Origin of the sequence: Abyssibacter sp., assembly GCF_964229365.1 — a bacterium.
GTDB lineage: Bacteria > Pseudomonadota > Gammaproteobacteria > Nevskiales > OUC007 > Abyssibacter.
Genome location: NZ_CAXRDQ010000050.1, coordinates 12715 through 37266, shown reverse-complemented (window position 1 = coordinate 37266; position 24552 = coordinate 12715). Strand labels below are relative to the sequence as shown.

The following is a 24552-nucleotide window of genomic DNA, read 5'->3' as shown; positions in this document are numbered from 1 at the left end:
CGCTCATGGCACGACGCAGGCGCGGGCGTCCGGTCAGCGGCATCCTCTTGCTCGACAAGCCAATGGGCGTGAGCAGCAATGGTGTGCTGCAGCGCGTTCGCCACATGTTCAATGCGCAGAAGGCCGGGCATACCGGCAGCCTTGATCCGCTGGCCACCGGGATGTTGCCGATCTGCTTTGGCGAGGCGACCAAATTATCAGCGTATCTGCTGGATGCCGACAAGCGGTACGAAGTGACCGCGGCGCTTGGTGCAAGCACCTCAACCGCCGATGCCGAAGGTGAGATCACCGGTCGAGCGGCCGTTAATCCACAGGCGTTCGCACAGTCGACCAGTCAGTTCGTCGGCGATATCGAGCAGATCCCTCCGATGTATTCGGCCGTGAAGCATCACGGGCAGCGGTTGTATGAGCTGGCCAGAGCCGGCGAAACGGTGGAGCGAAAGCGTCGGCGGGTCACGATCCATTCCATCGAAGTCATCGCGGTCACGGAATCCAGCGTCAGCCTGGATGTTCGCTGTTCCAAGGGGACTTACATCCGCACCTTGGTCGAAGACATCGCCAAGGCGGCGGGGTCCCTGGCGCACGTCGCAAGTCTGCGCCGGACCCAGGCAGGACCATTCGGCGGCGACATGGTGACCATCGACACGATTCAATCCCTGTCCGAAGAGGGGAGTGACCCTCTGGACGCGCTGCTGCTGCCTGCGGTGACGGCTTTGCGTGACTGGCCCATGGTGCATGTGAATCAGGAGTCCGCTTTTTTTCTCCGGCAAGGGCAGGCGGTTCAGGTGTCAAAGGCGCCGAGCGCAGGGACCGTGGCGATCATCGGGCCACAGGAAGACCTCATCGGAATCGGCGAAATTCTGGATGATGGACGCGTGGGTCCACGCCGCGTTTTAGCGGCGGTGAGATAGGTTCGACGGGCTGCATATCGTGCCGACTCTGCCGCCGGTCGCGCTGTGCGGCAAAAAAGCGCAGAACGCCTTGTTTTCATACGATTGCCACACTAGAATACGCGCCCTTCGCCACCCATGGGCGTGCCCGATTTTCCAGGAGTTAATGAATGTCTTTGTCGTCTGAGCAAAAGCAGAGCGTGATCGGTGATCATCAGCGTTCGGCTGCCGATACCGGTTCGCCTGAGGTTCAGGTGGCGCTGCTGTCCAAGCGGATCACCGAACTGGGTGACCACTTCGCAAAGCATAAGAAAGACCATCACTCCCGTCGTGGCCTGCTGAAGATGGTGAACCACCGCCGCAAGCTTCTTGATTACCTCAAGAACAAGGATTTGGGGCGCTATCAGGCACTGATTAAAGAACTCGGTCTACGCCGCTAGGCCGAACTGATTCAACACCGGCCGACGTTCTGTCGGCCGTTTTTTTGCAACGGATAAATAATGGATTCGATCAAGAAGACCTTCCAGTACGGTAGTCATACCGTCACGCTCGAAACCGGCGCTGTCGCGCGCCAGGCCTCCGCCGCCGTCACGGTGAACATGGATGACACGGTTGTCCTCGTGACTGTCGTGGCCCAAAAGGAGGCCAAACCGGGCCAAGGCTTCTTCCCGCTAACGGTGAACTACCAAGAGCGGTTCTACGCCGGCGGACGCATTCCCGGTGGCTTCTTCAAGCGAGAAGGCCGTCCGACCGAAGGCGAAACGCTGACGTCCCGGCTGATCGACCGTCCGGTTCGCCCCTTGTTCCCGAAGGGCTTCCTGAACGAAGTGCAGGTTGTCGCGACCGTGATCTCGGTTAATACCGAGGTGCCCGCAGACATCCCGGCACTCATCGGCGCCAGCGCTGCGCTGACGTTGTCCGGCTGCCCGTTCGCCGGTCCGATCGGCGCGGCACGCGTCGGTTACATCGGTGGCGAATACGTCCTGAACCCGACCAGAGCGCAGCTTGCCGAATCGGCGCTGGATCTGGTTGTCGCAGGCACGGAAGACGCCGTGTTGATGGTCGAGTCCGAAGCCAACGTGCTCAGCGAGGAAGTGATGCTGGGTTCCGTCCTGTTCGGTCACGAGCAGTCGCAGACCGCGATCCGCGCGATCAACGAACTCAAGGCTGAAGCCGGAAAGCCCGCATGGGAATGGTCGGCAGCAGAAGAAGATACCGCGTTGGCGAGCGCCGTCGCCGCGGCTGAGTCCGATGTGACTGCGGCCTACGCCATCGCTGACAAGCTGGCCCGCCAGGATCGTCTTGGCGAGATTCGGGCGGCCCTGATCGAAAAGCTGGTGACCGACGAAGACGACGCATGGAGTGCTTCTGACGTTTCCGGTGCGTTCTCCAAGCTGGAAAAGCGCATCGTCCGCAGCCGCATCCTAGAAGGGCAGCCGCGTATCGATGGCCGTGATACCCGCACGGTCCGCGGCCTGGACATCCAGGTCGGTTCGGTACCACGGACCCACGGTTCTGCGATCTTCACCCGCGGTGAAACCCAGGCGCTCGTTGTCACGACGCTGGGCACCGGCCGCGATTCGCAGATCATCGACAGCGTGACGGGCGAGACCAAGGACAGCTTCATGCTGCACTACAATTTCCCGCCGTACTGCGTGGGCGAAACCGGTTTCATGGGGTCGCCGAAGCGTCGTGAGATCGGCCATGGGCGTCTGGCTCGCCGCGGTATTGCCGCTGTGATGCCGGATCTGGAAAACGACTTCCCGTATGTCGTGCGCGTGGTGTCCGAGATCACCGAGTCCAACGGCTCCAGTTCCATGGCATCGGTTTGCGGTACGAGCCTGTCGCTCATGGATGCCGGTGTGCCGATCAAGGCGCCGGTCGCTGGCGTGGCCATGGGCCTGATTCTCGACAACGACCGCTTTGCCGTGCTCACCGACATTCTTGGTGACGAAGATCACCTCGGCGACATGGACTTCAAGGTGGCTGGTACCACCGAGGGCGTGACCGCCCTGCAGATGGACATCAAGATCGCCGGCATTACTCGCGAGATCATGGAACGGGCGCTGGATCAGGCACGCGAAGCGCGTCTGCATATCCTGAAGGCCATGAATGAGGTGATCGACTCGCCGCGCGAGAACATGTCCGAGTGGGCGCCCCGGATCACGACCATCAAGATCAACCCGGATCGCATCCGTGACGTGATCGGCAAGGGTGGGGTCACCATCCGTGCGATCACTGAAGAAACGGGCACCACGATTGATCTGGATGATGACGGTACGGTGCGTATCGCCGCGGTCGACAAATCCGCTGCCGATGCCGCTGTAAAGCGGATCGAAGAACTCACGCGGGACGTGGTTGCTGGCGAGATCTACGAAGGCAAGGTTGCTCGACTCATGGACTTTGGTGCGTTCGTGACGATCTTGCCAGGTAAGGATGGTCTTGTTCATATTTCCCAGATCTCTGACCAGCGTGTCGAGAATGTCTCGGACGAGTTGTCGGAAGGTCAGGAAGTCCGCGTCAAAGTGCTGGAAGTGGACAAGCAGGGTCGCGTTCGTCTGTCGATGCGCTTGGAAGAAGGCGAATAGTCAGATTGGAGAATCGCTCATCCCATATCGTGGCTTGATTAGCACGATAGGATTCGTTAATGTAACGATTAACAGTTGCTTCACATGATTTGGGGAAATCGGAAGTAACTGCCACGAATCCGGGGGGTGAAGTGGAAAGGCTCTCAAAATAGAGCGCCAAGGTGCGTGAAAGGCGTGACGCCTTTCTCAAGGAGACTGGACAAAAGCCCGGCATGCCCGGGCTTTTGTTTGTCTGCGATTTGATGGTGCCGCGGCGCGGGTGCCAGATCATGGTCGCGCGCAACCGCCAAGCCCGCTCGGGGCGGCGGCGCTTCGTTCTGGCGGCGCCGTTTTTCATCCGTTTATCGAACTGCGCCAGCGACCGCTTGCGGCTGGGGGTGTGTCCTATGGGCGGAGGCGCCGGATAACAGACAAAAAAAAGCCCCCGGGGGAGGGGGCCAAGGTGCGAGAAAGGCACGAGGCCTTTCTGGAGGAGACTCTGTTCAAGCCGTCGCGCCAGAGAGTCGCTGATCGGCTGTCTATGTTGCGATGCAGTATATGGTTAGCTTACTAATGTGTCAACAAAAATGTTGCAGTGCACGTAACGTCTGTGACCGGCGTCACGAGTCGGTCGTCGAGGTGGTCTCTTCCTCGTCGGCCTTCCCGGTTTTGTTTCGCGATAGGTTCTTGACGAACTCGCGACGGACGGCGCGCCATAACTGCGTGTTCTCGGATGCCAGGTCTTTAAGAGTCTGAAGTGGCGTCGCAGTTCCCAGGCGGTTGCGAAGTTGATCCTTCAACTGCTGGCTACGCTCGATGAACAGTTGCAGCGACAGCTCCAGATAGTGGCTGGCCGTGCTCTGCATGCTATCGCCGTAGAAACGGATGAGCTGCTCGAGCAACTGGGTGCGGAACAGCGGGTTACCGCCTTCCTCCTGTTCGGAGATGACCTGCAACAGGATGTTGCGGGTGATGTCCTGGCGTGTCCGCTTGTCGATGACGACGAACTTCACCTCGTCGATCACCAATTGGCGAATCTCCTCCAGGGTGATGTAGCGGCTGATCGCGGTGTCGTACAACCGGCGATTCGGATATTTTTTGATGACACGAACGTCGTCAGTCATGAAAAGTCTTGAATTGTTGCACTGCGGAAGTGTGCCAGATGGGGCCGCTAGCGCCTAGCGCGAAATCGTCGCCTGCCGATCGGCGAGATAGTCCTTCCAGGCGCAAATGGCCGCGCGCCAGAGCCCGTTCACGCTCTGCGGGAACGTCTCGCGGCCGAGGAATGGCCGTAGACCGAGGGCGTCCAGCGCATGGCGCAGGACCGCAAGCGGCTCCGACGCATCAATCGCCGGTGCGTGATTCTGCTTGCTCAGCTTTCGCCCGTCGGGCCCCAGTAGCACCGGGATATGCGCGTATCGCGGTGGGGTGAGTTCCAGCCGCTCCAGCAACAGTCGTTGCGGCGACGTGGTCGGTAACAAGTCATCCCCGCGGACAACGTCGGTGATCCCGTCGAGCACGTCATCTACCGCCCCAGCGAGAATGTAGGCGAAGCTGTCGTCGGCGCGAACGATCGTGGGGTCGCCGTAGTCCTGACCGGATTGGCTGTACTGCGGGCCGGCGAAGCGGTCGTCAAAGGCGTCGCCCGGTTGTTCCAAGCGCAGCCGCAGGGATCGGCCGGAGCGGCCCTGCGCGAGCCCATCGCGGCAGGTGCCTGGATAAACGCCAGGGGTCTGCGCCGCTTCTCGAATCTGGGCGCGGGTGCATCCGCATGGGTAGATCAGGCCTTGCCCCCGCAGGGCGGCTGCCGCGTCTCGGTATCGGTGCTGCTGACGGGATTGGTAGGTGGGCGGTCGGTCCGGTGTCATGCCCAGTGCTGCCAGCGTGTCGAGAATATGTTGGGCGATCGCCGGGTCGGAACGGCCCTGGTCCAGGTCTTCGATACGCACCAGCCAAACCCCGTGGTGAGCCTTGGCATCGAGATAACTCGCGGCGGCAGCCACCACCGAACCCAGGTGCAACGGGCCGGAGGGCGAGGGCGCAAAACGTCCGACGTAGGTCACAACTCAGTCCGTACAGTCGTCGCGAGGCATGGAATGACCCGTATGATATGGACTTGCTCGCTCAAATCTCGATGACCCGTGTGGCTTAAGGCACTACTGTTCGATCTTGATGGCACGCTGGCCGACACCGAAGCGCAGGGTCACCGGCCGGCGTATAACAGTGCCTTCAAGGATCTGGGCCTGGCCTGGAAGTGGGGGCCGAAACTCTACCGCAAGCTGCTGAACATGCCAGGGGGCCGGGAGCGTGTGCGGCATTACGTCGAAGCCTATCAACCAGAGCACGGTGATCAATCGGTGGACGAGCTGGTGGAGGCCGTCCACAGTGCGAAATCCAGGCATTACGCAAAGCGACTTGAGCGCGGCAAGATTCCGCTGCGCCCCGGTGTGCGCCGCCTGATCGAGGAGGCCAAGGCATTGGGTGTGCAAGTCGCAATCGTCACCAATGCCAGTCGCGCGAGTATCGAGCCGTTTCTGGCGCACGCCATGGGTCCGGGCCTGATCGACAAGGTGGATCTGGTGGTGGGTTCCGAGGACGTGCGCGCCAAAAAACCGTCTCCCGATCTATACGAGCTTGCGCTCGAACGCCTGGGCGTGCCGGCTGGCCATTGTGTGGCGATCGAGGACTCCGACGTCGGGTTGCAAGCAGCGCGTTCGGCCGGCCTGACCACCTTGGTGACGGTTAACTCCAACACCCGAAAACAGGCGTTTGACGATGCGGTGCTGGTCGTGGACAGCCTGGGGGAGGCCGATATGCCCGTGGAGATCCTGGATTCACTCGGGGCGGATGTCGGTTGTCATGTCATCGACGTGCCGTTTCTGAACAGCCTGATCGAGCCTCCGGTTAGTGGCTGACCGCTATGTGCTGGCATTGGACGTGGGCACGCAAAGTGCACGCGCGATCGTCTTTGACGCCGGTGGCGCACTGGTGGCGCGGGCGCAGGTGGCCTTCACGCCATATCACTCCGCCGCGCCAGGCTGGGCGGAGCAGGATGTCGAGGTGTATTGGGCGGCGTTGCGCGACAGCTGTCATACGCTCTGGAACGAGGCCGGCGTCGATCCCGCGAACATCGAAGCCGTCAGCCTGACAACGCAACGCGGCTCGGTCGTGTGCGTGGATGAACGCGGCGAGGCGCTGAGGCCGGCGATCCTCTGGTTGGACAAACGGGTTCAGCCCGGTCTGGGCAATGTTCCCGGCCCGTGGGGCTGGTTGTTCCGTACGCTCGGTGTGCACGAGACCATCGCCCAGTTTCGTGCCGACGCTGAATCGAACTGGTTGCAGGCTCATCAACCGGCGTTGTGGCAGCGCACACGACGCTTCCTGTTTCTATCCGGCTATCTCACGCATCGGCTGACCGGGCACTTCCGTGACTCCGTTGGGTGTCAGGTCGGCTACGTTCCGTTCAGCTACAGCCAGCAGCAGTGGGCGCACCGCTGGGACTGGAAGTGGAAGGCGGTCTGCGTGCGGCCCGATCAACTGCCGGAACTGGTCCCGCCTGGGCAGTCGCTTGGCGGGCTCACGACGGCCGCGGCGGGCGAACTCGGTTTGCCAGAGGGCCTGCCGTTGGTGGCGGCCGCCGGCGATAAGGCCTGCGAGGTGCTGGGCTCCGGCGCGTTGTCGAGCGACGTGGCTTGCCTGGGCTATGGCACCACGGCGACGATTAACACGGTTTCGGAGAAATACCGCGAGGTGATCCGCTACCTGCCGGCCTATCCGGCGGCCGTGCCGGGGCATTACAACACCGAAATCCAGATTTTCCGCGGGTTCTGGATGGTGTCCTGGTTCAAGCAGGAGTTTGGTGCGCCGGAAGAACAAATCGCCGCATCCACGGGGTTGCCGACCGAGGCCGTGCTGGACCAGCAGATTCGCGATATTCCTGCCGGTTCCCAGGGTTTGATGCTGCAGCCGTACTGGAGTCCCGGCATCCGTGATCCCGGGCCGGAGGCCAAGGGCGCGATTATCGGGTTCAGCGATGTTCACACGCGGGCGCATGTCTATCGCGCCATTCTCGAAGGTCTGGCCTACGCGCTGCGCCATGGCCGCGAAAAGATCGAGAGGACGACGCGACAACCGGTTCGCCGCCTGCGCGTCGCCGGCGGTGGTTCGCAAAGTGACGTCGCCATGCAGATCACGGCTGACGTGTTCGGCTTGCCGGCGGAACGGCCACATGTTTACGAGGCATCGGCGCTGGGGGCCGCGATCAATGCGGCGGTGGGCACCGGGATGCATCCCGACTACCGGACGGCGGTGCGCGCCATGACCCATGTGGGCGACGTGTTCGACCCCGAGCCCGCCGCGGTGCGCACCTACGACCGTCTCTACACCCGCGTTTATGAGCGCATGTACGGCCGGATGAAGCCCTTGTATCGTCAGCTGCGCCGAACCACGGGCTATCCGCCCTAGCAGCCCGTGGTTCGTCCGGGGCGGATCAGCGGGTGATGGCGCTGCGCTGGCCGCGCACTTCCTCGAAAAATGCCGTGTTCGACGGCGGACGGCCGAGAAAGTCTTGCACCATTTCTCCGGCGGGGCGTTCGGAGCCGCGAGCGAGAATCAACGTGCGGAAACGCTGACCGACCTGCGGGTTGATAACGCTGGCACCGAAGGCCGACAGCATGTCCAGCGCAATCGCCTCGGACCACATGTAGCCGTAGTAGCCCGATGCGTAGCTGCCAGCGATATGCGAGAAGGCGCCGGGGAACTGCGTTTCGGGCGCATAGCCGTACGGTGTCGCCGCGGTCATCTGCTTCCACACGTCCATCGCAGGCTGCGGCTTGCCGCGATACAGCGCAAAGTCGTAGCTCGCGTACAGATGCTGGCGGGCATAGCGCATGCCACTGGCGAGGCGGCGCGCTACATCCAGTCGTTCGATCTGTTCGGCGTCCAGTTGCGGGCAACCGCTGCAGAATTGCTGAAGCAGGGCGAGTGACTCCGGTCGCCGTGCCCATTCCTCGAACATCTGCGAGGGCGCCTCGACGAAGTCGCGCTCCACGCTGGTGCCCGCCTGCGATACGTAGCGTGTCCGCGACAGCACACCGTGCACGCCATGGCCGAATTCGTGGAAGAACGTCTCGACCTCGGACTGGGTCAAGCCCTGACGGTCGAAGTTCGTGACCAGTACCGAGATCGGCAGCCGGTCCTGGGCGCGGCTGGCGCCCCGCACCGGGAATGCGGCCGCATGCTTGTACTTGCCGTCGCGCGGGAACAGGTCCAAATAAATGCCGGAGAGCAATTCGCCGCTGCGGGCATCGACGACATCGTAGTAGGTGACATCTTCGTGCCATACCGGGACGTCCGCCGGGACAAAACGCACGCTGTACTGGCCTTCGGTGACGGCGAGGATCCAGTCGCGGACCGCGAGCGACGGAAAGTACGCCCGCAGCGCCTCTTGGTCGATCTTCGCGGTTTGCTGGCGATACTGCTCGATATAGTAGGAGCGGTCCCACTGTTGCAGGGTCACGGCTTCGAGCGGCTTGCCGAGGTCTTTCGCCTTCATCGCTCGCAGCCGTTCCACGTCACCGGCTTCGGCGTCGCGGGTCACGGCGCCAACCTCGTCGAGGAAGCGCTCGAGCCGTGCGGGTCCGCCCACCATGCGCCGCTTCAACACGAAGTCGGAAAAGCTCGCCAGGTCATGCAGCTGAGCGTACTCGTAGCGCAGCTGGACAATTCGGTCGAGCAGTTCGAGATTGGCTGCCCCGCCGCGGCGATTGAACGCCGTGTAATAGCGTTGCCGCGCGCCTTCGTCCCGCGCGCTGCGCATGAACGGGGCGTAGTCCGGGGAGTCGAAACCCACGGTTAGCGTGCCGCCGGGTTCGACGCCACGCTGCTCCAGATACGTGGCCGGCAGACCCGCCAGTTGGGCGCCTGAAAAGCTCAACGTCTGATCGTTTTCGCGGATGTTGCGCGCGAACTGCTGACTCAGAGACTGAATTTCGGTGAGGATGGCCGCCGCACGTTCACGTTTGGCCGGCGGCAGGCTCACCCCGGAATCGGCGAACGCATTGAGCAGGTCCTGCTTGAACTTGCGGTCGATCGCATCTGCTGGTTCGACGGCCTGTACACGCTGGTATAGAGCCTCATTCTGATAAAGCGAGGTCTCAAACTGGGTGTAGGCGACAATGCAGGCCTCACCGGCATCGCGGACCGCCTTGTCCGGATGAACATAGGCCAGGACGTAGATCGGGCCGACAGCTGTTTCGACGGAGGCTGCCGTCCGGTCCCAGTCGAGCAGAATGTTGCCCTGACGCGTGGTCAGCGCATTGGCCCGTGCCTGGCCTACCGCCAGCGCCTGATCGCAACTTGCCTTGATCTGTTTGGCATCGAGCATCGGCAGCGTCACCCGCGCCGATGCCAGCCCGCTGGCCGTAAGCAATCCGGCCAGAACCAGTCCGCGCCAGATCATGCGGCACCTGCCGTGCGAATCGGGGGCACCGGTGACGGCGGGCCGGGTGTCCAGTCGGGGGCGCGGTGCTCGGCAACCACGGTCGTGTAGATACCGCCGCGAACGAAGAATTCCGCGGTCAGGCGCATGTAGCGCGGGGCCGTGCCGGCCACGAGATCGTCGAGAATCCGGTTCGTTACGGCCTCATGAAAGGCGCCTTCGTTGCGAAAGCTCCAGATGTAGAGCTTCAGCGATTTCAGTTCGACACAGGTCTGATCGGCAATGTAGTCCAGATAAAGCGTGGCGAAGTCCGGCTGGCCGGTTTTCGGGCACAGGCAGGTGAATTCGGGAATGCGCATCTGAATGAGGAAATCCCGATCCGGGTTCGGATTCGGAAACGTTTCCAGGTCCTTGGACGGCTGGGTGGACATGCGGTCTCCAGAGCAGGGCGCGGCGCCAGATTGCGGTGGGCATTGGCTGCGCGTATTGACGGTTGGGGCGGCGGCTTGAGTAACCGAGGCTCCGGTGATCCCGGCCCCGGCTACTTCGCGGCGACCGCATTAATCTACACTACCGGGTTTGTATCTCAGAACAGCGTCCCCTGATGCGGCTCAGCGCCATTCGGCTAGCCGGGTTCAAGTCCTTTGTGGACCCGACTCATCTCAAACTCGATTCCAACCTGACGGCCGTGGTCGGTCCGAACGGCTGTGGCAAGTCGAACATCATCGACGCCGTCCGCTGGGTGATGGGCGAGTCCAGCGCCCGGCAGCTTCGCGGTGACGCGATGGAGGACGTGATTTTCAACGGCTCCAAGGGGCGCAAGCCCGTGGGTCGCGCCTCGGTGGAGCTGGTTTTTGATAACAGCGCGGGGCGGCTGGAAGGTCAGTTCGGGCAGTACGCGGAAATCTCCGTCAAGCGCGAGTTGGCCCGCGATGGCCAGTCCACGTACTTCCTCAACGGCAAGCGCTGCCGGCGGCGGGACGTTTCCGACCTGTTTCTTGGTACGGGGCTGGGTTCGCGGAACAGCTACGCGATCATCCAGCAGGGCACGGTCTCGCGCTTGGTTGAGGCGCGGCCCGAGGACATGCGCAACATCATTGAGGAAGCCGCCGGCATCTCTCGCTACAAGGAGCGACGGCGCGAGACCGAGAACCGGATTCGTCACACCCGCGACAATCTCGATCGCCTGGATGATCTGCGCTCCGAGTTGGGTGAACGGCTCGCATTGCTCAAGCGCCAGGCCGACAACGCCGAGCGTTACAAGCAGTTCAAGGCGGAAGAGCGACAGGTCAGCGCCGAATTGCTGGTCCTGCGTCTGCAGGCGCAGGAACAGGAAGGCCGCGAGCAGGAATCGCGTATCGAGGCGGCGCGCGTGGCCTATGAGGCCGCGAGGGCGGAATCCGATGCAGCGGCGAAATCGGCCGATGAAGCGCGGCAGTCCCAGCAGACAGCCAGCGACGGACTACAGTCGGCGCAGGGCGCGTTCTACGGCGCGGAATCGGCGCTGTCGCAACTCGATCAGGCGATTCGGCATGCCAAGGAACTGGCGGAGATTCGTCGTCGAGAGCAAGCCCAGCTTGCCGGCGAACTCGACCGCCTAGAGAGCGAGCAGAAGACCGCCGGTGACACTCGTCAGTCCCTGGAGCGCGAACTTAGCGAAGCACGATCGGCGTTGTCATCCGCCACCGGCGAGGAAGACCGGTTGGCCGAACAGGCCGCGCAAAGCGAGTCGGAGTTGAGCCGAATCCAGGCTGGCTGGGACCAGATTGTGGAGCAGGCGCAGAAGCCTTTGCGGGAGGCCGAACGTGAGCGTGTCCGTGTCGAGCACGCCGAGCGCCAGCTGGAAGACTATGCGCGACGGCAGGACAAGCTCGTCGCGCGGCTGGCGGAGGTCGACCTGGGCGCCGCCGAGGCGAAGGCCGTCGCATCGCGCAAGCGACACGAAGCGTCGACCACCGATCTGGAAGCCGCGAGGACGCGCGTCACCGACGTGGACCAGCAACTCGCTGTGCTGCGCACGACACGCGTGGAGGCGGATCGCGCCCTGGACGACGCGCGGCAACAGCTGCACCGCGTACGGGGACAGCGAACATCGCTGGAAGCGCTGCAACGGGCAGCCCTGCAGCAGGACCAGGAACAACTCGGGCCTTGGTTGACACAGCATGGCGTGGCCGAGCGACCCCGGCTGGCGAATTTGCTTCAGGTCGAGCCGGGTTACGAAACGGCCGTGGAATCGGTGCTTGGTCCATGGTTGCAGGCTGTCGCGGCTGGCGAGATGCCTGAAGTGGATGATGCGCCACCGGCCGCGCTGGGCCTGGTCTCCGATGGTCCGTCTGGGGCGATGGCCGTGCCGGCAACGGTCGCGGGCGCGCGGCCGCTGATTGCTGCCGTGGAAGGGCCGGCGGTGCTGATGGCGTTGCTTGACGGCGTTTACTACACCGACGATTCCTCCACCGTGGCGCAGCGCGCCCACCACCTCAAAGCCGGTCAGCGGCTGGTCACGTCGGATGGATCGATGTTCGGTCCTGGCTACCGCTGGTATGCGTCTGCAGGCGCCACTGGCGATTCGGTCATTGCACGCGAGCGCATGCTCAAGCAGCTGCATCAGGACCTGCAGGCGGCAGAGGCTGAAGAACACCGTCAGCGTCAGGCGCTGGACGCCGCTCGCGAGCAACTGGCGACGTTGGACCGTCAGCGCAGCGAATACGTCGCCGCAGCCGATCAGGCGGGGCGTGAGTCTGCGCGGGCACTGGCCGAGCGAGAGCGCGACCAGAGCCAACTCGATCAGATGAAGCGGAATCAGGTCTCGGCCCAGACCGAGTTGACTGAACTGGTCGAGAGCCGTGCGGCCGCAGAATCCAGTTTGCAGGCGGCACGCCGTTCGCTCACCGACCTCATGGAACAAGCGGCCCAGGCGGAGCAACGGCGAAATGCACTACAGGCAGAGCTAACCCAGGCGCGCCAGCAGATGGCGGAGATTCGTCATGGCCTGGATCAGGCGCGGCGCGCGCGGCAGGACGCCGCCATGCGGCTGTCGGAGAGGGAGACCCGTCTCGGCGCCGCGCGGCAGCGCGTGGACGAACTGGTTGCCCGCCGGCGCGAGCTCGATGCGCGGCTACGCGCCGAAGATGCCCGAGCCGATCGCAGTGAAAAACCGATCGAGACACTGGAGGCCGAGCGCGGTCCCGCCGAGAAGCACAAACAGGCCGCAGACGCAGACCTGCGTCAGGCCCGCGAACGCTTGCAGACGGCGGAGGTGCGTGTACGCGAGCGCGCGGATCTGGCCCGCAAGGCGAGCGCCAAGCTGGAGCCCCTGCGTGAGCGGCTGCAACAGGCCAAGCTCGACGCCCAGGGTTTGCAAGTGCGCCGCCAAACGCTGCTTGAACGCCTGCAGGAGATGAACGTCACCCTCGCCAGCGTGCGTTCTGGGCTGTCCGAGGACGCGACGGTAGATGCCTGGGTCGAACGGCTGTCCTCGCTGGAGCGACGCATCCAGCGCCTCGGCGCCATTAATCTCGCGGCAATCGAAGAGTTTGCGGAGCAGCAGGAGCGCGCCGAATACATCGACCGCCAGCACGCCGATCTCACGGGGGCGCTGGATCAGCTGACGAACGCCATCAACCAGATCGACCGCGAGACGCGCGCGCGATTCCGCGAGACCTTCGAGACGGTGAACGGCCATTTCCAGACCCGCTTTCCGATGTTGTTTGGCGGCGGCGAGGCGACATTGGAACTCACCGGTGACGACTTGCTGGAAACCGGCATCCGCGTGATGGCGCGACCGCCTGGCAAGCGCAACGCCTCGATTCAGCTGCTTTCCGGTGGCGAAAAGGCAATGACTGCTGTCGCACTGTTGTTCGCATTGTTCCAGCTGACTCCCGCCCCGTTCTGCATGCTGGATGAGGTCGATGCGCCGCTGGACGATGCCAACGTGAGTCGTTATTGCGACATGATTCGCCACATGTCGGACGACGTGCAATTTATAATCATTTCTCACAACAAGCTGACCATGGAACTCGCCGATCGGCTGCATGGCGTGACCATGCAGGAGCCCGGCGTTTCGCGGCTTGTCAGTGTCGACATGGAACAGGCGCTGGAGATGGCCGGATGAGCTGGTTCTCTCTTGACATGGTGCGTCCTGGACTCACACAAACGGATTTAGCATGAGTGCAATGCAATGGGCCCTGCTGGTGGCCGGATTGGCCGTCGTGGGCCTTGTTTACTGGTACAGCCGACGCGATCTGGGTGATGGCGCTGGTGGGCCTAGCGAAGAAGACCGCGGACAGATCGGGCTTTGGGACACGTTCGGCGATCAATTCGACGAGTTCGGCGTGGGCAAGGCGCGCACGCGCTCGGCGCCGGGGCTGGACGACGACGCGCCGGACGCGGTCTCCGAAGAGGCCAAGCAGCAGCTGATCGTGTTCTACCTGGTGGAGCGCGAGAATGCTTTCATTCCCGGTACGCATATCCACCAATCGATGGATGCGCTGAAGATGCAGTTCGGTCATCGGCACATCTACCATCGGATCAAGGAAGTCGGCGGCGTTCCACAGGAAGTCTTTTCCATCGCAAGCATTGCCAAACCAGGTTATCTGGACCCGCAAGAAGCCGAGAGCTTCTCTACGCCGGGGCTGGTGGTGTTCATGAACCTGCCGGGGCCGGAGCATCCGGAGGTCGCCTTCGACGACATGCTGCGCACCACGCGCAAGCTGTCGGAATGGCTGAAGGCCGACATCCTGGATGACCGTCGGGAGCCGCTCACCGACGAGCGTGTGGAGGCCCTGCTGCGAGACGCGCGCTTGAGCGCGAACCCCCGATGACGACCGCCGCGCAGCGGGCTGCCGCGCTGCGTGAGCAACTCCACGAGCACGCGTATCGCTACTACGTGCTTGATGATCCAGGCATTCCCGATGCCGACTACGATCAGCTGTATCGGGAACTCGAAGCCATCGAGGTCGAGCACCCCGAACTGGTCACGCCGGATTCGCCGACCCAGCGTGTCGGTGCGCCGCCGGACAGCGCCTTCGAGCCGGTTCGGCATCGCCTGCCGATGCTGTCCCTGTCCAACGCCTTCTCCGAGCAGGAAGTGCGTGATTTCCACCGCCGCGCCCAGCAGCGTTCGGGGGAGGCCGAGCTGCGTTACGTCGTCGAGCCGAAAATGGATGGACTGGCGGTGTCGCTGACCTACGAGCAGGGTGTCCTGATCAAGGCGGCGACGCGGGGCGATGGGCGCACGGGTGAGGATGTCACCGCCAATGTGCGCACGATTCACCAGGTGCCGTTGCGGCTGTCCGGCGATGCACCCGCGCGGGTCGAAATCCGAGGGGAAATCTACCTGCCGCTGGCCGGCTTTCGCGAGATGAACCGCCGCCTGGAGGCCGATGGTGCCAAGACTTTCGTGAATCCCCGCAATGCGGCGGCCGGCGCGCTACGGCAGTTGGACCCTGCGATCACCGCCCAACGGCCGTTGGGAATCGTGTGCTATGCCCTCGGCGATATTGAGGGTTTCCGGTTGCCGACCACTCATTCCGCGTTGCTTGAGCAACTCCGATCCTGGGGGCTGCCGGTGTCGGAGCTGAATCAGCCAGCCGAGGACATTGATGCCTGTCTGGACCGCTACGCAGCCTTGCAAGCCATGCGCGCCGAGCTGCCGTTCGAGATTGACGGCGTGGTTTACAAGGTCGATGACTTGGCGCTGCGCGAGACGTTGGGTCAGGTAGCCCGCGCGCCGCGCTGGGCGATTGCGCACAAGTTTCCGGCCGAAGAGGCCAGCACCCGCCTGCTGGATGTGGAATTCCAGGTCGGGCGCACCGGGGCATTGACCCCGGTGGCGCGGCTGGCCCCGGTGTTTGTCGGCGGGGTCACCGTGTCCAATGCCACGCTGCACAACATGGACGAGATCGAGCGCAAGGATGTGCGCATCGGCGATCAAGTGGTCGTCCGCCGCGCCGGTGATGTCATTCCCGAGGTTGTGCGCGCGTTGAAGGAACAGCGTCCGGCGGACGTCCACAGGGTGCAGCAACCGCCGCAGTGCCCGGTCTGCGGATCGGATGTCATCCGTGCGGAGGGCGAGGCGATCGCGCGCTGCACTGGAGGCCTGGTCTGTTCGGCACAACGCGAAGGCGCGTTGCGCCATTTCGTATCGCGCCGCGCCATGGATGTCGATGGCATGGGCGACAAGCTGATCGAGCAGTTGGTCGGCAGTGGCCGCGTGCAATCGCCGGCCGATCTCTACACCCTGACCCAGGCCGAGCTGGCCGGATTGGAGCGCATGGGGGAAAAATCGGCGTCCAATCTGGTGGCCGCGTTGGAACGCTCCAAGCACACCGAGTTGGGGCGGCTGATCTACGCCATCGGCATTCGTGAAGTCGGCGAGGTCACCGCGCAGGCCTTGGCCCAAGCGTTCGGCGATCTGCAGCCACTCATCGATGCCGACGAGGCCGCGTTGCTTGCGGTGCCCGATGTCGGTCCGATTGTGGCCCAGCACGTGCGGCTGTTCTTCGAGCAGGCGCAAAACCTGAGCGTGCTGCAAGCCCTGCAGGATCTGGGAGTGAACTGGCCGAGCATCGACATCGCCGCAAAGCCGGCCGAGCTGCCGCTAAGCGGCAAGACCTTTGTGCTGACCGGCTCCCTGGACACGATGACGCGGGATGAAGCGAAACAGCGGATTCAGGCCATGGGCGGCAAGGTGACTGGCAGCGTGTCGAAGAAGACCGATTACGTGGTCGCTGGCGCCGATCCGGGGTCCAAGCTGGATAAGGCGCAGACGCTGGGCGTAGAGGTGCTGGACGAAGCGGGCTTGGCGGCCTTACTCGACGGGCCGGGCTGATTCCTCGCCGACCGCCGGTTCGACCACACGGGGTTTGGCCGCTTTGACGGTCTTCGGTGCCGGCGGCTCGCGCACGGGCGAGTAGGGGGCGAGCTTTTCGCTGCGCCAGATCCGACGCGCGATGCCGATGCCGAGAATGACCGAATGCTCGGTGTCGATCAGCGGGCTGTCGGCGAAGTTTGCGCCGGACAGATTGTCGTAAAGCAGGAATGTTCCGATGCGTGTATCGCCGCGCCGCCAGGTGACTACGGCGTTCGCGCGGGCACCCGAGTAACCGCCACCAGCCGCAAAGGCGGGCCGATTGGCCCGTGCGAACTGCGGGTCGACCTCATAGAAATAATCGTGGTACTTCTCGGTCGCGAACAGCGGACCGATGGACAGCGTCAGGCCCCAGGCCGTGCCGCCGACCAGCCAGTTGCGCGACGCCTCGAAATTGGGATGTATCAGCCAGCCAATGGCATCGAAATGCTGCAGATCCGTGGCGATGACGGCGCGCGCAGGAATGCGGATGCGGTGCACCCAGCGGCCGGGTTCGCGCTTGAGCACGAAATCCAGCGATGGGCCGATTTCGAAGGTGCCTTCGATGTCGGGCATGCCTTCGCGGTTCGGATTGTCATCGGCATCGCCGGGCAATGACGTCGCCAGCGACAAGGACAGCTCGGTATTGAATTCCTCGAACAAGGAGGCAGCCGCACCCTCCCGACCAATGCGAAAACGTTCTCCGCGATACGCGGCATACGGGGCGAGAAGACCGAAGGTGCTGAAGTGCTCCGCGCCACGATAATCTGGGAAGATCGACGCAGCACCGCCGATCCCGGCTTCCCATAATGGGTCACGCACCGCGTCGGAGCTGTCGGCGGCAAGCGCCGGAAAACAGGCAAGCGTGAGCGCGGCAAGCCCTAGGGCCGCAGAGTAAAGTGAGTTCATGCGAGGCAGTGTGCAGCGTTTGTTGAACGAAGGCGAGTCATGATCTGGCTATGGCGTCTCGGGCGTCTGGGTGCCGCCTCGTGGCTGGCATGGCTTTGCTGGTCCTTCGTGCCCACGGAGCGTTTTCATGCCGAACTGGACGCCATGGATGATGCCCCGTTTGAGAGCCGATTTCGCCAACAGTTCGAGGCCGATCAGCTTTCGGAGGCGGCCGTAAGCCTAAACGCGGGCTGTGACGCCCAGGTGATCCCATCATCTGACTGCCAACGGTATCGGCTTCAGCTGGACGCCCGGCGCGAATCCGCCGCGTATCGGTGGTCGCAGGCCGCCCATGGTGCGATCACCGGCGAGGCCCCGTCGGACACGGCGCTGGCGGGCGCGGTGGTCGCCGATCTGTTCGTCATTGGCGACATCAGGGACCTGGTCATCCAGTCCATACGCTGGACACGAGGCGAGCCGACCGATCCGGTCATCGCCGCGTTGTCCGGGGTGGGCCTGGCGCTGACTCTGGCGCCATCAGCCGATCTCGGTACCGCCTTGCTCAAGGCGGGCCGCCGCGCAGGCGCGCTATCGGCACGTTTTACGCGCAGCCTGGTTCGGATGGCGCGGCGCAGTGGAGATGGTCGTCGTATCGCGGCCGTGACCGCAGACGCACGTCGCCTGGCCAGGCAGACCGACGCCGCGACGACATTGCGCATTCTGCGTCATGTCGAACATCCTGCTGATCTCGCGCTGGCCGGCCGTTTGACACGACGAGCCGGTCTCGGCGCGTATGCACTGGAGCACGGGGGGCGTACGACGCTACGCATGATGAAGACGCTAGGGCGCCAGGGTGACGCCATGATTCTTCGCGCCGCGCGCAAGGGCGGGCCGGGGTTGCGCCTGCTGGCGCGGACCGGTCGGCTCGCGTTGCGGCCGCATCCCTTGCTGGGGCTGGCGAAGTTCGTCCGCAAGGGGCGGGCACGTGAATGGGTAGAGCGCCAGTTGCTGCAGGACGCTGGCCCGATCCGTTGGGGGGCGACCGGCTGGCTGGTGCTGGAACTATGGCTGCTCAGCGGATGGCTGCGCCGACGACGGGGGAGGCGTCTTGGTTAATCCCTCGGGCTCACGGCGCGGCGTCCAGCGCCAGCGCGTGGATATCCGTATGCATCAGATCGCCCAGTGCCGTGTAGACAGCGCGGTGGCGCTCGACAGCGCGCAAGTCGGCGAACATGGCGGCGCGGATGCGCACGCTGAAGTGGCCCTTGCCGCTTCGGGCGCCGGCGTGGCCGACATGCAGATGACTGTCGTCCTGAATGGCGAGTTCATAAGGATCGAAGGCCGACTCCAGCCGTTTGCGGATTTCGGCGATGCGCGTGTCCTGCAGGGTCATTGGGGATAGACGGGCTTGAATGGGAAGATATCGACGCGGGTATACACCCCGGCGTCCTGGTATGGATCGGCGTCTGCCCAGGCGCGTGCGTCGTCGATCGACTCGAACTCCGCGACGATCAAGCTGCCGTGATAGCCCGATGCCGAGGCATCCGGATGTTCGGTGATCGGCAGGGGCCCGGCCAGCAGCAGACGACCGGCATCCTGTAGTGCATTCAGGCGCGCAAGATGGGCAGGGCGGGCCGCCGCGCGGGCGTCCAGCGAACCCTGCGCATCGTGGGCGACGATGGCGAAGGCCATCATGCGCTGGGTTCTTCCTTGGGCAGATAGGGCGCCACGAACGGCAGATGCCCCAGCAGGAAAGCAAATGACGCCGCAGGGAATCCGAAGGTCTTGATCATGACCCAGGTGGATTCTGAAAAATGCAGCGCAATGGGCACATTCACGATTGCACAGACCAGGAAGAACACGGCCCAGGCCGCGTTGACGCGCGCCCACAACCAGTCAGGCAGGGCGATCATGGTCGGTGGAATGCGGGCCATCAGAGGCTTGTCGCCAATGAAATGGCTGCCGATGAGGATCACCGAGAACACTGCATAGACCACGGTCGGCTTGAGCTTGATGAACAAGGGGTCGCGTATCCATAGCGTCAGGCCGCCCAGCACCAGCGCCACACAGGCCGCAACCAGGTTCGTCTTGTGCCATTCCCCGGTGTGTAGCCGATGGACGGCCACGGCGAGAAACAACGCCCCGATCAGGACCATTGTCGCGACATAGATGTCGTAAACTACGTACGCGGCCACGAAGGCCAGCGCCGGTAACCAATCCAGCATCGTTTTCATGCGACGCATTATAGCGGTCGCATCTCCACTCGACCTTGCTGCATGGCAATTGTCCATGCACCGCGTCCTTATGGCCCAGCACGTCGCAATTCATCCCGTTGACCCGCAACGCCGCCTGGTCTTGCAGGTCGTTGAACAGCTCAACGCCGGGGCGGTGATCGCGTATCCGACGGATTCGTCCTATGCGCTCGGCTGCCACATGGGCGACAAGCAGGCGATGGCGCGTATCCGGCGGCTGCGTGGTTTTGATGATCGCCACCACATGACCTTGCTATGCCGCGATCTGTCCGAGATATCGGTCTACGCCAAGGTCGACAACCGCCAATATCGAATGCTGCGTGCGGCCACACCCGGGCCATACACCTTCGTGCTCAAGGCGACGCATGAAACGCCTCGCCGGCTGCAGGACGCCAAGCGCAAGACGGTGGGGATCCGCGTGCCCGATCACAACATCTGCCAGGCGTTGCTGGACGTGCTGGGCGAGCCGTTGATGACCTGCACGGCCTTGCTACCCGGTGACGAGTTGCCGCTGTCTGATCCGGACGACGTGCTGGCGCAGCTCGACAATGAGGTCGATGTGATTGTCGATGGCGGCGCGTGCAGCGTGGAGCCGACCACCATCGTGGACATGAGCGGCGATCTGCCCGAGATCATCCGCGAAGGGCAGGGGCCGGTGGCGGCCCTGGGCCTATAATTTCGCCATGCAGGAATTCACGTTCATCCAGTTGCTGGCGATCTGGGCCTTGCCGGTGATCTTCGCCGTGACCGTCCACGAGGCCGCACACGGGTTCGTCGCCCGCAGTCTGGGTGACGACACCGCCAGCCGCCTGGGCAGGTTAACGCTCAACCCGATCAAGCATGTCGATCCGGTAGGCACCCTGCTGGTGCCGGGGCTGATGTTGCTGGGCGGTGCGTTGATGGGCGCGGGCGGCATCATTTTTGGCTGGGCCAAGCCCGTGCCGATCAATGCGGGGCGTTTTCGCGATCCGCGGCGCGGCATGGCGATCGTCGCTGTTGCCGGCCCATTGTCCAACCTGATCATGGCTTTCGGCTGGGCCGTCGGGCTCAAGCTCCTCGTGATCACCGGCACCACGGCCGCCTGGGGGCAAGGTGTTGCATACATGTGCTTCGCGGGCGTGCTGATCAACCTGGTGTTGCTGGTGCTCAATCTGCTGCCGATTCCGCCACTCGATGGCAGCCGCGTGCTGGCAGCGCTGCTGCCGCGCGAGGCGGCAACGCAATACATGAAGGTCGAACCTTACGGTTTGGTCATTCTGATCCTGCTGCTGGCCACCGGGGTGCTCGGCTTCATGATCGGGCCGCCGATGGACGGCCTGCGCAACGTCCTGTTCCGACTGCTGGGAATTTCTCTGTGACCGACCAACGACCTGTGATGCTGTCCGGCATTCAACCCTCCGGACACCTGACCCTCGGCAATTATCTCGGCGCCATTCGCAACTGGGTGCAGAAGCAGGACGAGTACGACACGCTGTTCATGCTGGTGGATCTGCATTCGATCACCGTGCGCCAGGACCCCGCCGCGCTACGCGAGCGCTGCTACGAGTTTCTGTGTCTGTACATGGCCTGCGGGCTGGACCCTTCGCGCAACACCTTGTTCGTGCAGTCGCATGTGCCGGCGCACTCCGAGCTGGCATGGCTGTTGAACTGCTACACCTACGTCGGTGAGCTCAACCGCATGACGCAGTTCAAGGACAAGTCCCGTAAGCATGAGGCAAACATCAACGCCGGGCTGCTGAACTATCCGGTGCTGATGGTCGCGGACATCCTGCTGTACCAGAGCGATCTGGTGCCGGTGGGACAGGATCAGAAACAGCACATCGAACTGACGCGCGACGTGGCGCAGCGCTTCAACGCGATTTATGGTGAGTTGTTCAAGGTTCCGGAGGTCTATATTCCGGAAATCGGCGCACGCATCATGAGCTTGCAGGACCCGACCGCAAAAATGTCCAAATCCGACACGGTGGAGTCGAACTACATCACGCTGCTGGACGAGCCCAAGCGCATCGTCAAGAAGATCAAGCGGGCGGTGACCGACTCTGAGGCCGAAGTCCGTTACGACGTCGACGCCAAGCCGGGCGTGTCGAACCTGATGAGCATTCTGGCGGCGGTGACCGGCAAGAGCTTCGACCAGATCGAGGCGGACTATGCCGGCAGCGGCTACGGCCAGTTCAAGCAGGACGTGGCCGATGCACTGGTGGCCGAGCTGGAACCGATTCAGGCGCGTTACGCCGAACTGCGACAGGACACGACGCAGCTGTCCGCTGTGCTCCAGCAGGGTGCCGAAGCGGCGACCGCGCGCGCGCAACCCACCCTGCGCCGCGCCCGCGAAGCGATTGGCCTGGTGCCCGCGTGAGCGAGGCGGTTGTCGCGGAACCGCAGGACTGGACCGTCAAGGTCAACGGCCAGCCGCTTGCCGCACTACCCAAGGATCTCTACATCCCGCCGGACGCGCTGGAGGTTTTTCTCGAAGCCTTCGAGGGACCGCTGGATTTGCTGCTGTATCTGATCCGTCGTCAGAACATCGACATTCTCGATATCCCGGTTTGCCAGATCACCACGCAGTACATGGACTACATCCGTCTGATGCAGCACATGCGTTTCGAACTCGCGGCCGAATACCTGGTGATGGCGGCCATGCTGGCGGAGATCAAGTCACGCCTGTTGCTGCCGCGGCCGGTGATGGACGACGAGGACGAGGAAGACCCGCGGGCCGGATTGATCCGGCGACTGCAAGAATACGAGCGCTTCAAGCAGGCCGCCGAAGGGATTGAAGCCATGCCGCGGCATGGCCGGGAGTTCTGGAGTGCCAGTGCCCGACCGGACCATATTGAGGTGCGTTCCGAGCCGCCACCCCCCAGCTTGCGCGAGTTGTTGGAATCGCTGCGCGATGTGCTTCAGCGCGCCGAGTTGTTTGCCAGTCATGAGGTGGCGCGCGAACCGCTGAGTGTGCGCGAACGAATGGGGCGTCTGATCGAATTGCTAAAGGATCGCCAACCCAAGCCCTTCGCGGTGCTTATAGATTTCGGCGAGGGTCGCGCCGGGGTTGTTGTCTGCTTTCTCGCGGTGCTGGAACTCGCCCGCACGGCGATGATCGAGATCGAGCAGTCCGATCCGGATGCCTTGCCCATGATCCGGCTCGCCGGTCCGCAGGAGGCCGCATGAACGAAGGCGCAGGTCCGGCGGCGGAGCAGTCCAGCCTGTCATCTGACGAGCTTGGTCGCATCGTGGAAGCGGTGTTGCTGGCCAGCGACCAACCGCTGTCCTTCGAGCGCCTGCAGGCGGTGTTTGATACCGATGCCGCGCCGTCGCGAGCGCAGCTGCGTGAGGCACTGGATTGGATCGCCGCGCAGCGCGCCGAGTCGTCCACGGAATTGACAGAGGTCGCCAGTGGATGGCGCCTGCAGGTACGCGAAGCCTACGCGCCTTGGGTCGCCCGCCTGTGGCGGGAGAAGCCCCAACGCTATTCGCGCGCCTTGCTGGAAACGCTGGCGATCATCTGCTATCGCCAGCCCATCACCCGCGGCGAGATTGAAGAGATTCGTGGCGTGTCGCTATCGGCGAACATCGTGCGCACATTGTTGGAGCGTGGGTGGATTCGCGAGGTGGGACACCGAGAAGTGCCCGGCCGGCCGGTTTTGCTGGGTACGACCCGGCAGTTTCTCGATGACTACAATCTGAAGTCACTGGATCAACTGCCCGCGCTGCCCGAGATCAAGGATCTCGATGCCCTGCATGCGGCGTTGGCAAGGCTGGACCCGCAAGGCGAGGCCTCGGCCGAACCAGACGAAAACGGCACGGCCGATGAGACCGGCGAAGATCAGCGCCAGGTTTCGGGTGGCGACGACGCGGACGCAGATCCAGGCGATGCGCCTGATGGCCCAACACGGTTACCGACATGAGCGAAGGCGAACGTATCCACAAGTTTCTATCCCGCGCTGGCCTGGGGTCGCGCCGCGAGATCGAGGGCTGGGTGCGCGAGGGACGGGTCAAGGTCAATGGACAGATTGCCACCGTCGGGCAGCCGGTAACCCCCGCCGACAGTATCGCCGTGGACGGTCGTCGCGTCGCCATGCGAGTGGCGGCCGACGTGCCCTGTAAGGTGCTGATCTATCGCAAGCCCACGGGCCAGATCGTCACCCGCCGTGATCCGGAAGGTCGGGAGACGGTCTTTCAGCACCTGCCGCGGCCAGGGCGCGGCCGCTGGGTCGCGGTCGGACGGCTCGACGTGGCGACATCCGGTGTCCTGCCGTTCACCACCGATGGTGAGTTGGCGCAGCGGCTCATGCGGCCGGAGTACCGGATTCCGCGCGAGTACTCCGTTCGGGTGTTCGGGCGGGTCACCGATGCGCAGCTCGATATTCTGCGTAAGGGCGTGGCGCTGGAGGATGGTGTCGCGCGATTCGACGCCATCGAAATCGGCGGCGCCACCGGAGACAACCAGTGGTTCCATGTCACCGTTCATGAAGGTCGTAACCGCCTCGTACGGCGGCTATGGGAAAGTCAGGACTTACAGGTCAGCCGGCTGATCCGGACCCGATTCGGGCCTCTGGTCGCCGATAAATCGATCCGAGCTGGCGGTAGCCGACTGGCCCGGCCCGATGAGGTGAAGGCCTTACGCGAGCTGGTCGGGATGGGTGGCGCATCGCGCTGAGCCTAACCGCGCTAT

23 protein-coding genes are annotated in these 24552 nt (G+C 63.5%); 15 read left to right on the top strand and 8 right to left on the bottom strand.

The window, feature by feature from the left end:
- Positions 1-5: 5 nt before the first annotated feature.
- The 3 genes from truB (at position 6) to pnp (ending at position 3478) form a co-directional block, all read left to right on the top strand.
- Positions 6-911, top strand: a complete 906-nt coding sequence (truB, locus tag ACE1EY_RS08380; protein WP_370299934.1) for a tRNA pseudouridine(55) synthase TruB — start codon at positions 6-8, stop codon at positions 909-911.
- 149 nt (positions 912-1060) lie between these two features.
- Positions 1061-1330: a 30S ribosomal protein S15 gene (rpsO, locus tag ACE1EY_RS08375; RefSeq protein ID WP_291512486.1), complete on the top strand. Its 270-nt coding sequence runs from the start codon at positions 1061-1063 to the stop codon at positions 1328-1330.
- 60 nt (positions 1331-1390) lie between these two features.
- Positions 1391-3478, top strand: a complete 2088-nt coding sequence (gene pnp / locus ACE1EY_RS08370; protein ID WP_291512485.1) for a polyribonucleotide nucleotidyltransferase — start codon at positions 1391-1393, stop codon at positions 3476-3478.
- Positions 3479-4077: 599 nt separating this feature from the next.
- Here pnp and phaR read toward each other — a convergent pair.
- Positions 4078-4581: a polyhydroxyalkanoate synthesis repressor PhaR gene (gene phaR / locus ACE1EY_RS08365; RefSeq protein ID WP_291512484.1), complete on the bottom strand. Its 504-nt coding sequence runs from the start codon at positions 4579-4581 to the stop codon at positions 4078-4080.
- A 54-nt stretch (positions 4582-4635) separates the two neighbouring features.
- On the bottom strand, positions 4636-5520 hold the full coding sequence (gene gluQRS, locus ACE1EY_RS08360) for a tRNA glutamyl-Q(34) synthetase GluQRS (protein ID WP_291512483.1): 885 nt from the start codon (positions 5518-5520) through the stop codon (positions 4636-4638).
- A 78-nt stretch (positions 5521-5598) separates the two neighbouring features.
- Here gluQRS and ACE1EY_RS08355 point away from each other — a divergent pair, with 78 nt between their 5' ends.
- Complete coding sequence (locus ACE1EY_RS08355; protein ID WP_291512482.1) at positions 5599-6372, top strand: HAD-IA family hydrolase; 774 nt, start codon at positions 5599-5601, stop codon at positions 6370-6372.
- Positions 6365-7921, top strand: a complete 1557-nt coding sequence (locus tag ACE1EY_RS08350) for an FGGY-family carbohydrate kinase (protein WP_370299933.1) — start codon at positions 6365-6367, stop codon at positions 7919-7921. Before ACE1EY_RS08355 ends, ACE1EY_RS08350 begins: the two co-directional genes overlap by 8 nt.
- 25 nt (positions 7922-7946) lie before the next feature.
- Here the strand turns inward: ACE1EY_RS08350 and ACE1EY_RS08345 are convergent, their stop codons facing one another.
- Positions 7947-9917 (bottom strand): M3 family metallopeptidase, encoded by a 1971-nt coding sequence (locus tag ACE1EY_RS08345; RefSeq protein ID WP_291512480.1) that lies wholly within the window; start codon positions 9915-9917, stop codon positions 7947-7949.
- Complete coding sequence (gene queF / locus ACE1EY_RS08340) at positions 9914-10327, bottom strand: preQ(1) synthase (protein WP_291512479.1); 414 nt, start codon at positions 10325-10327, stop codon at positions 9914-9916. Before queF ends, ACE1EY_RS08345 begins: the two co-directional genes overlap by 4 nt.
- Before the next feature lie 173 nt (positions 10328-10500).
- On the opposite strand from queF, the gene smc reads away from it, so the two are divergent.
- Genes smc through ligA form a run of 3 tightly spaced genes read left to right on the top strand, consistent with a single transcriptional unit; the run spans position 10501 to position 16725 of the window.
- The gene (gene smc, locus ACE1EY_RS08335; protein ID WP_291512478.1) at positions 10501-14007 is read left to right on the top strand and encodes a chromosome segregation protein SMC; all 3507 of its coding nucleotides are present in this window, start codon (positions 10501-10503) and stop codon (positions 14005-14007) included.
- A gap of 52 nt (positions 14008-14059) precedes the next feature.
- On the top strand, positions 14060-14716 hold the full coding sequence (locus ACE1EY_RS08330) for a cell division protein ZipA C-terminal FtsZ-binding domain-containing protein (RefSeq protein WP_291512477.1): 657 nt from the start codon (positions 14060-14062) through the stop codon (positions 14714-14716).
- The gene (gene ligA / locus ACE1EY_RS08325) at positions 14713-16725 is read left to right on the top strand and encodes an NAD-dependent DNA ligase LigA (protein WP_370299932.1); all 2013 of its coding nucleotides are present in this window, start codon (positions 14713-14715) and stop codon (positions 16723-16725) included. The genes ACE1EY_RS08330 and ligA overlap by 4 nt, the downstream gene beginning before the upstream one ends.
- On the opposite strand, the gene ACE1EY_RS08320 is transcribed toward ligA, so the two are convergent.
- Positions 16705-17652, bottom strand: a complete 948-nt coding sequence (locus tag ACE1EY_RS08320) for a MipA/OmpV family protein (RefSeq protein ID WP_291512475.1) — start codon at positions 17650-17652, stop codon at positions 16705-16707. The two genes, ligA and ACE1EY_RS08320, sit on opposite strands and share 21 nt — an antisense overlap.
- A gap of 39 nt (positions 17653-17691) precedes the next feature.
- On the opposite strand from ACE1EY_RS08320, the gene ACE1EY_RS08315 reads away from it, so the two are divergent.
- Entirely contained in the window at positions 17692-18747 is a 1056-nt protein-coding gene (locus ACE1EY_RS08315) for a hypothetical protein (protein WP_291512474.1), read from the top strand.
- 10 nt (positions 18748-18757) lie between these two features.
- Here the strand turns inward: ACE1EY_RS08315 and ACE1EY_RS08310 are convergent, their stop codons facing one another.
- The 3 genes from ACE1EY_RS08310 to ACE1EY_RS08300 are packed head-to-tail and all read right to left on the bottom strand — an operon-like array spanning position 18758 to position 19865.
- Positions 18758-19024: a BolA family protein gene (locus ACE1EY_RS08310; RefSeq protein ID WP_291512473.1), complete on the bottom strand. Its 267-nt coding sequence runs from the start codon at positions 19022-19024 to the stop codon at positions 18758-18760.
- Positions 19021-19323: a YciI family protein gene (locus ACE1EY_RS08305; protein ID WP_370299963.1), complete on the bottom strand. Its 303-nt coding sequence runs from the start codon at positions 19321-19323 to the stop codon at positions 19021-19023. Before ACE1EY_RS08305 ends, ACE1EY_RS08310 begins: the two co-directional genes overlap by 4 nt.
- A complete protein-coding gene (locus ACE1EY_RS08300; protein WP_291512471.1) occupies positions 19323-19865 on the bottom strand; it encodes an inner membrane-spanning protein YciB in 543 nt (180 codons plus the stop codon). Before ACE1EY_RS08300 ends, ACE1EY_RS08305 begins: the two co-directional genes overlap by 1 nt.
- A 70-nt stretch (positions 19866-19935) precedes the next feature.
- On the opposite strand from ACE1EY_RS08300, the gene ACE1EY_RS08295 reads away from it, so the two are divergent.
- From ACE1EY_RS08295 to ACE1EY_RS08270, 6 genes are read left to right on the top strand one after another with little or no spacing between them, the layout of a single operon-like run.
- Complete coding sequence (locus tag ACE1EY_RS08295) at positions 19936-20559, top strand: L-threonylcarbamoyladenylate synthase (protein WP_370299962.1); 624 nt, start codon at positions 19936-19938, stop codon at positions 20557-20559.
- A gap of 7 nt (positions 20560-20566) precedes the next feature.
- Positions 20567-21241 (top strand): site-2 protease family protein, encoded by a 675-nt coding sequence (locus ACE1EY_RS08290; protein WP_291512469.1) that lies wholly within the window; start codon positions 20567-20569, stop codon positions 21239-21241.
- A complete protein-coding gene (trpS, locus tag ACE1EY_RS08285; RefSeq protein WP_291512468.1) occupies positions 21238-22239 on the top strand; it encodes a tryptophan--tRNA ligase in 1002 nt (333 codons plus the stop codon). Before ACE1EY_RS08290 ends, trpS begins: the two co-directional genes overlap by 4 nt.
- The gene (locus ACE1EY_RS08280; protein ID WP_291512467.1) at positions 22236-23048 is read left to right on the top strand and encodes a ScpA family protein; all 813 of its coding nucleotides are present in this window, start codon (positions 22236-22238) and stop codon (positions 23046-23048) included. The genes trpS and ACE1EY_RS08280 overlap by 4 nt, the downstream gene beginning before the upstream one ends.
- The gene (gene scpB / locus ACE1EY_RS08275; RefSeq protein WP_291512466.1) at positions 23045-23785 is read left to right on the top strand and encodes an SMC-Scp complex subunit ScpB; all 741 of its coding nucleotides are present in this window, start codon (positions 23045-23047) and stop codon (positions 23783-23785) included. The genes ACE1EY_RS08280 and scpB overlap by 4 nt, the downstream gene beginning before the upstream one ends.
- Positions 23782-24537: a pseudouridine synthase gene (locus ACE1EY_RS08270; RefSeq protein ID WP_291512465.1), complete on the top strand. Its 756-nt coding sequence runs from the start codon at positions 23782-23784 to the stop codon at positions 24535-24537. Before scpB ends, ACE1EY_RS08270 begins: the two co-directional genes overlap by 4 nt.
- Positions 24538-24552 lie beyond the last annotated feature (15 nt).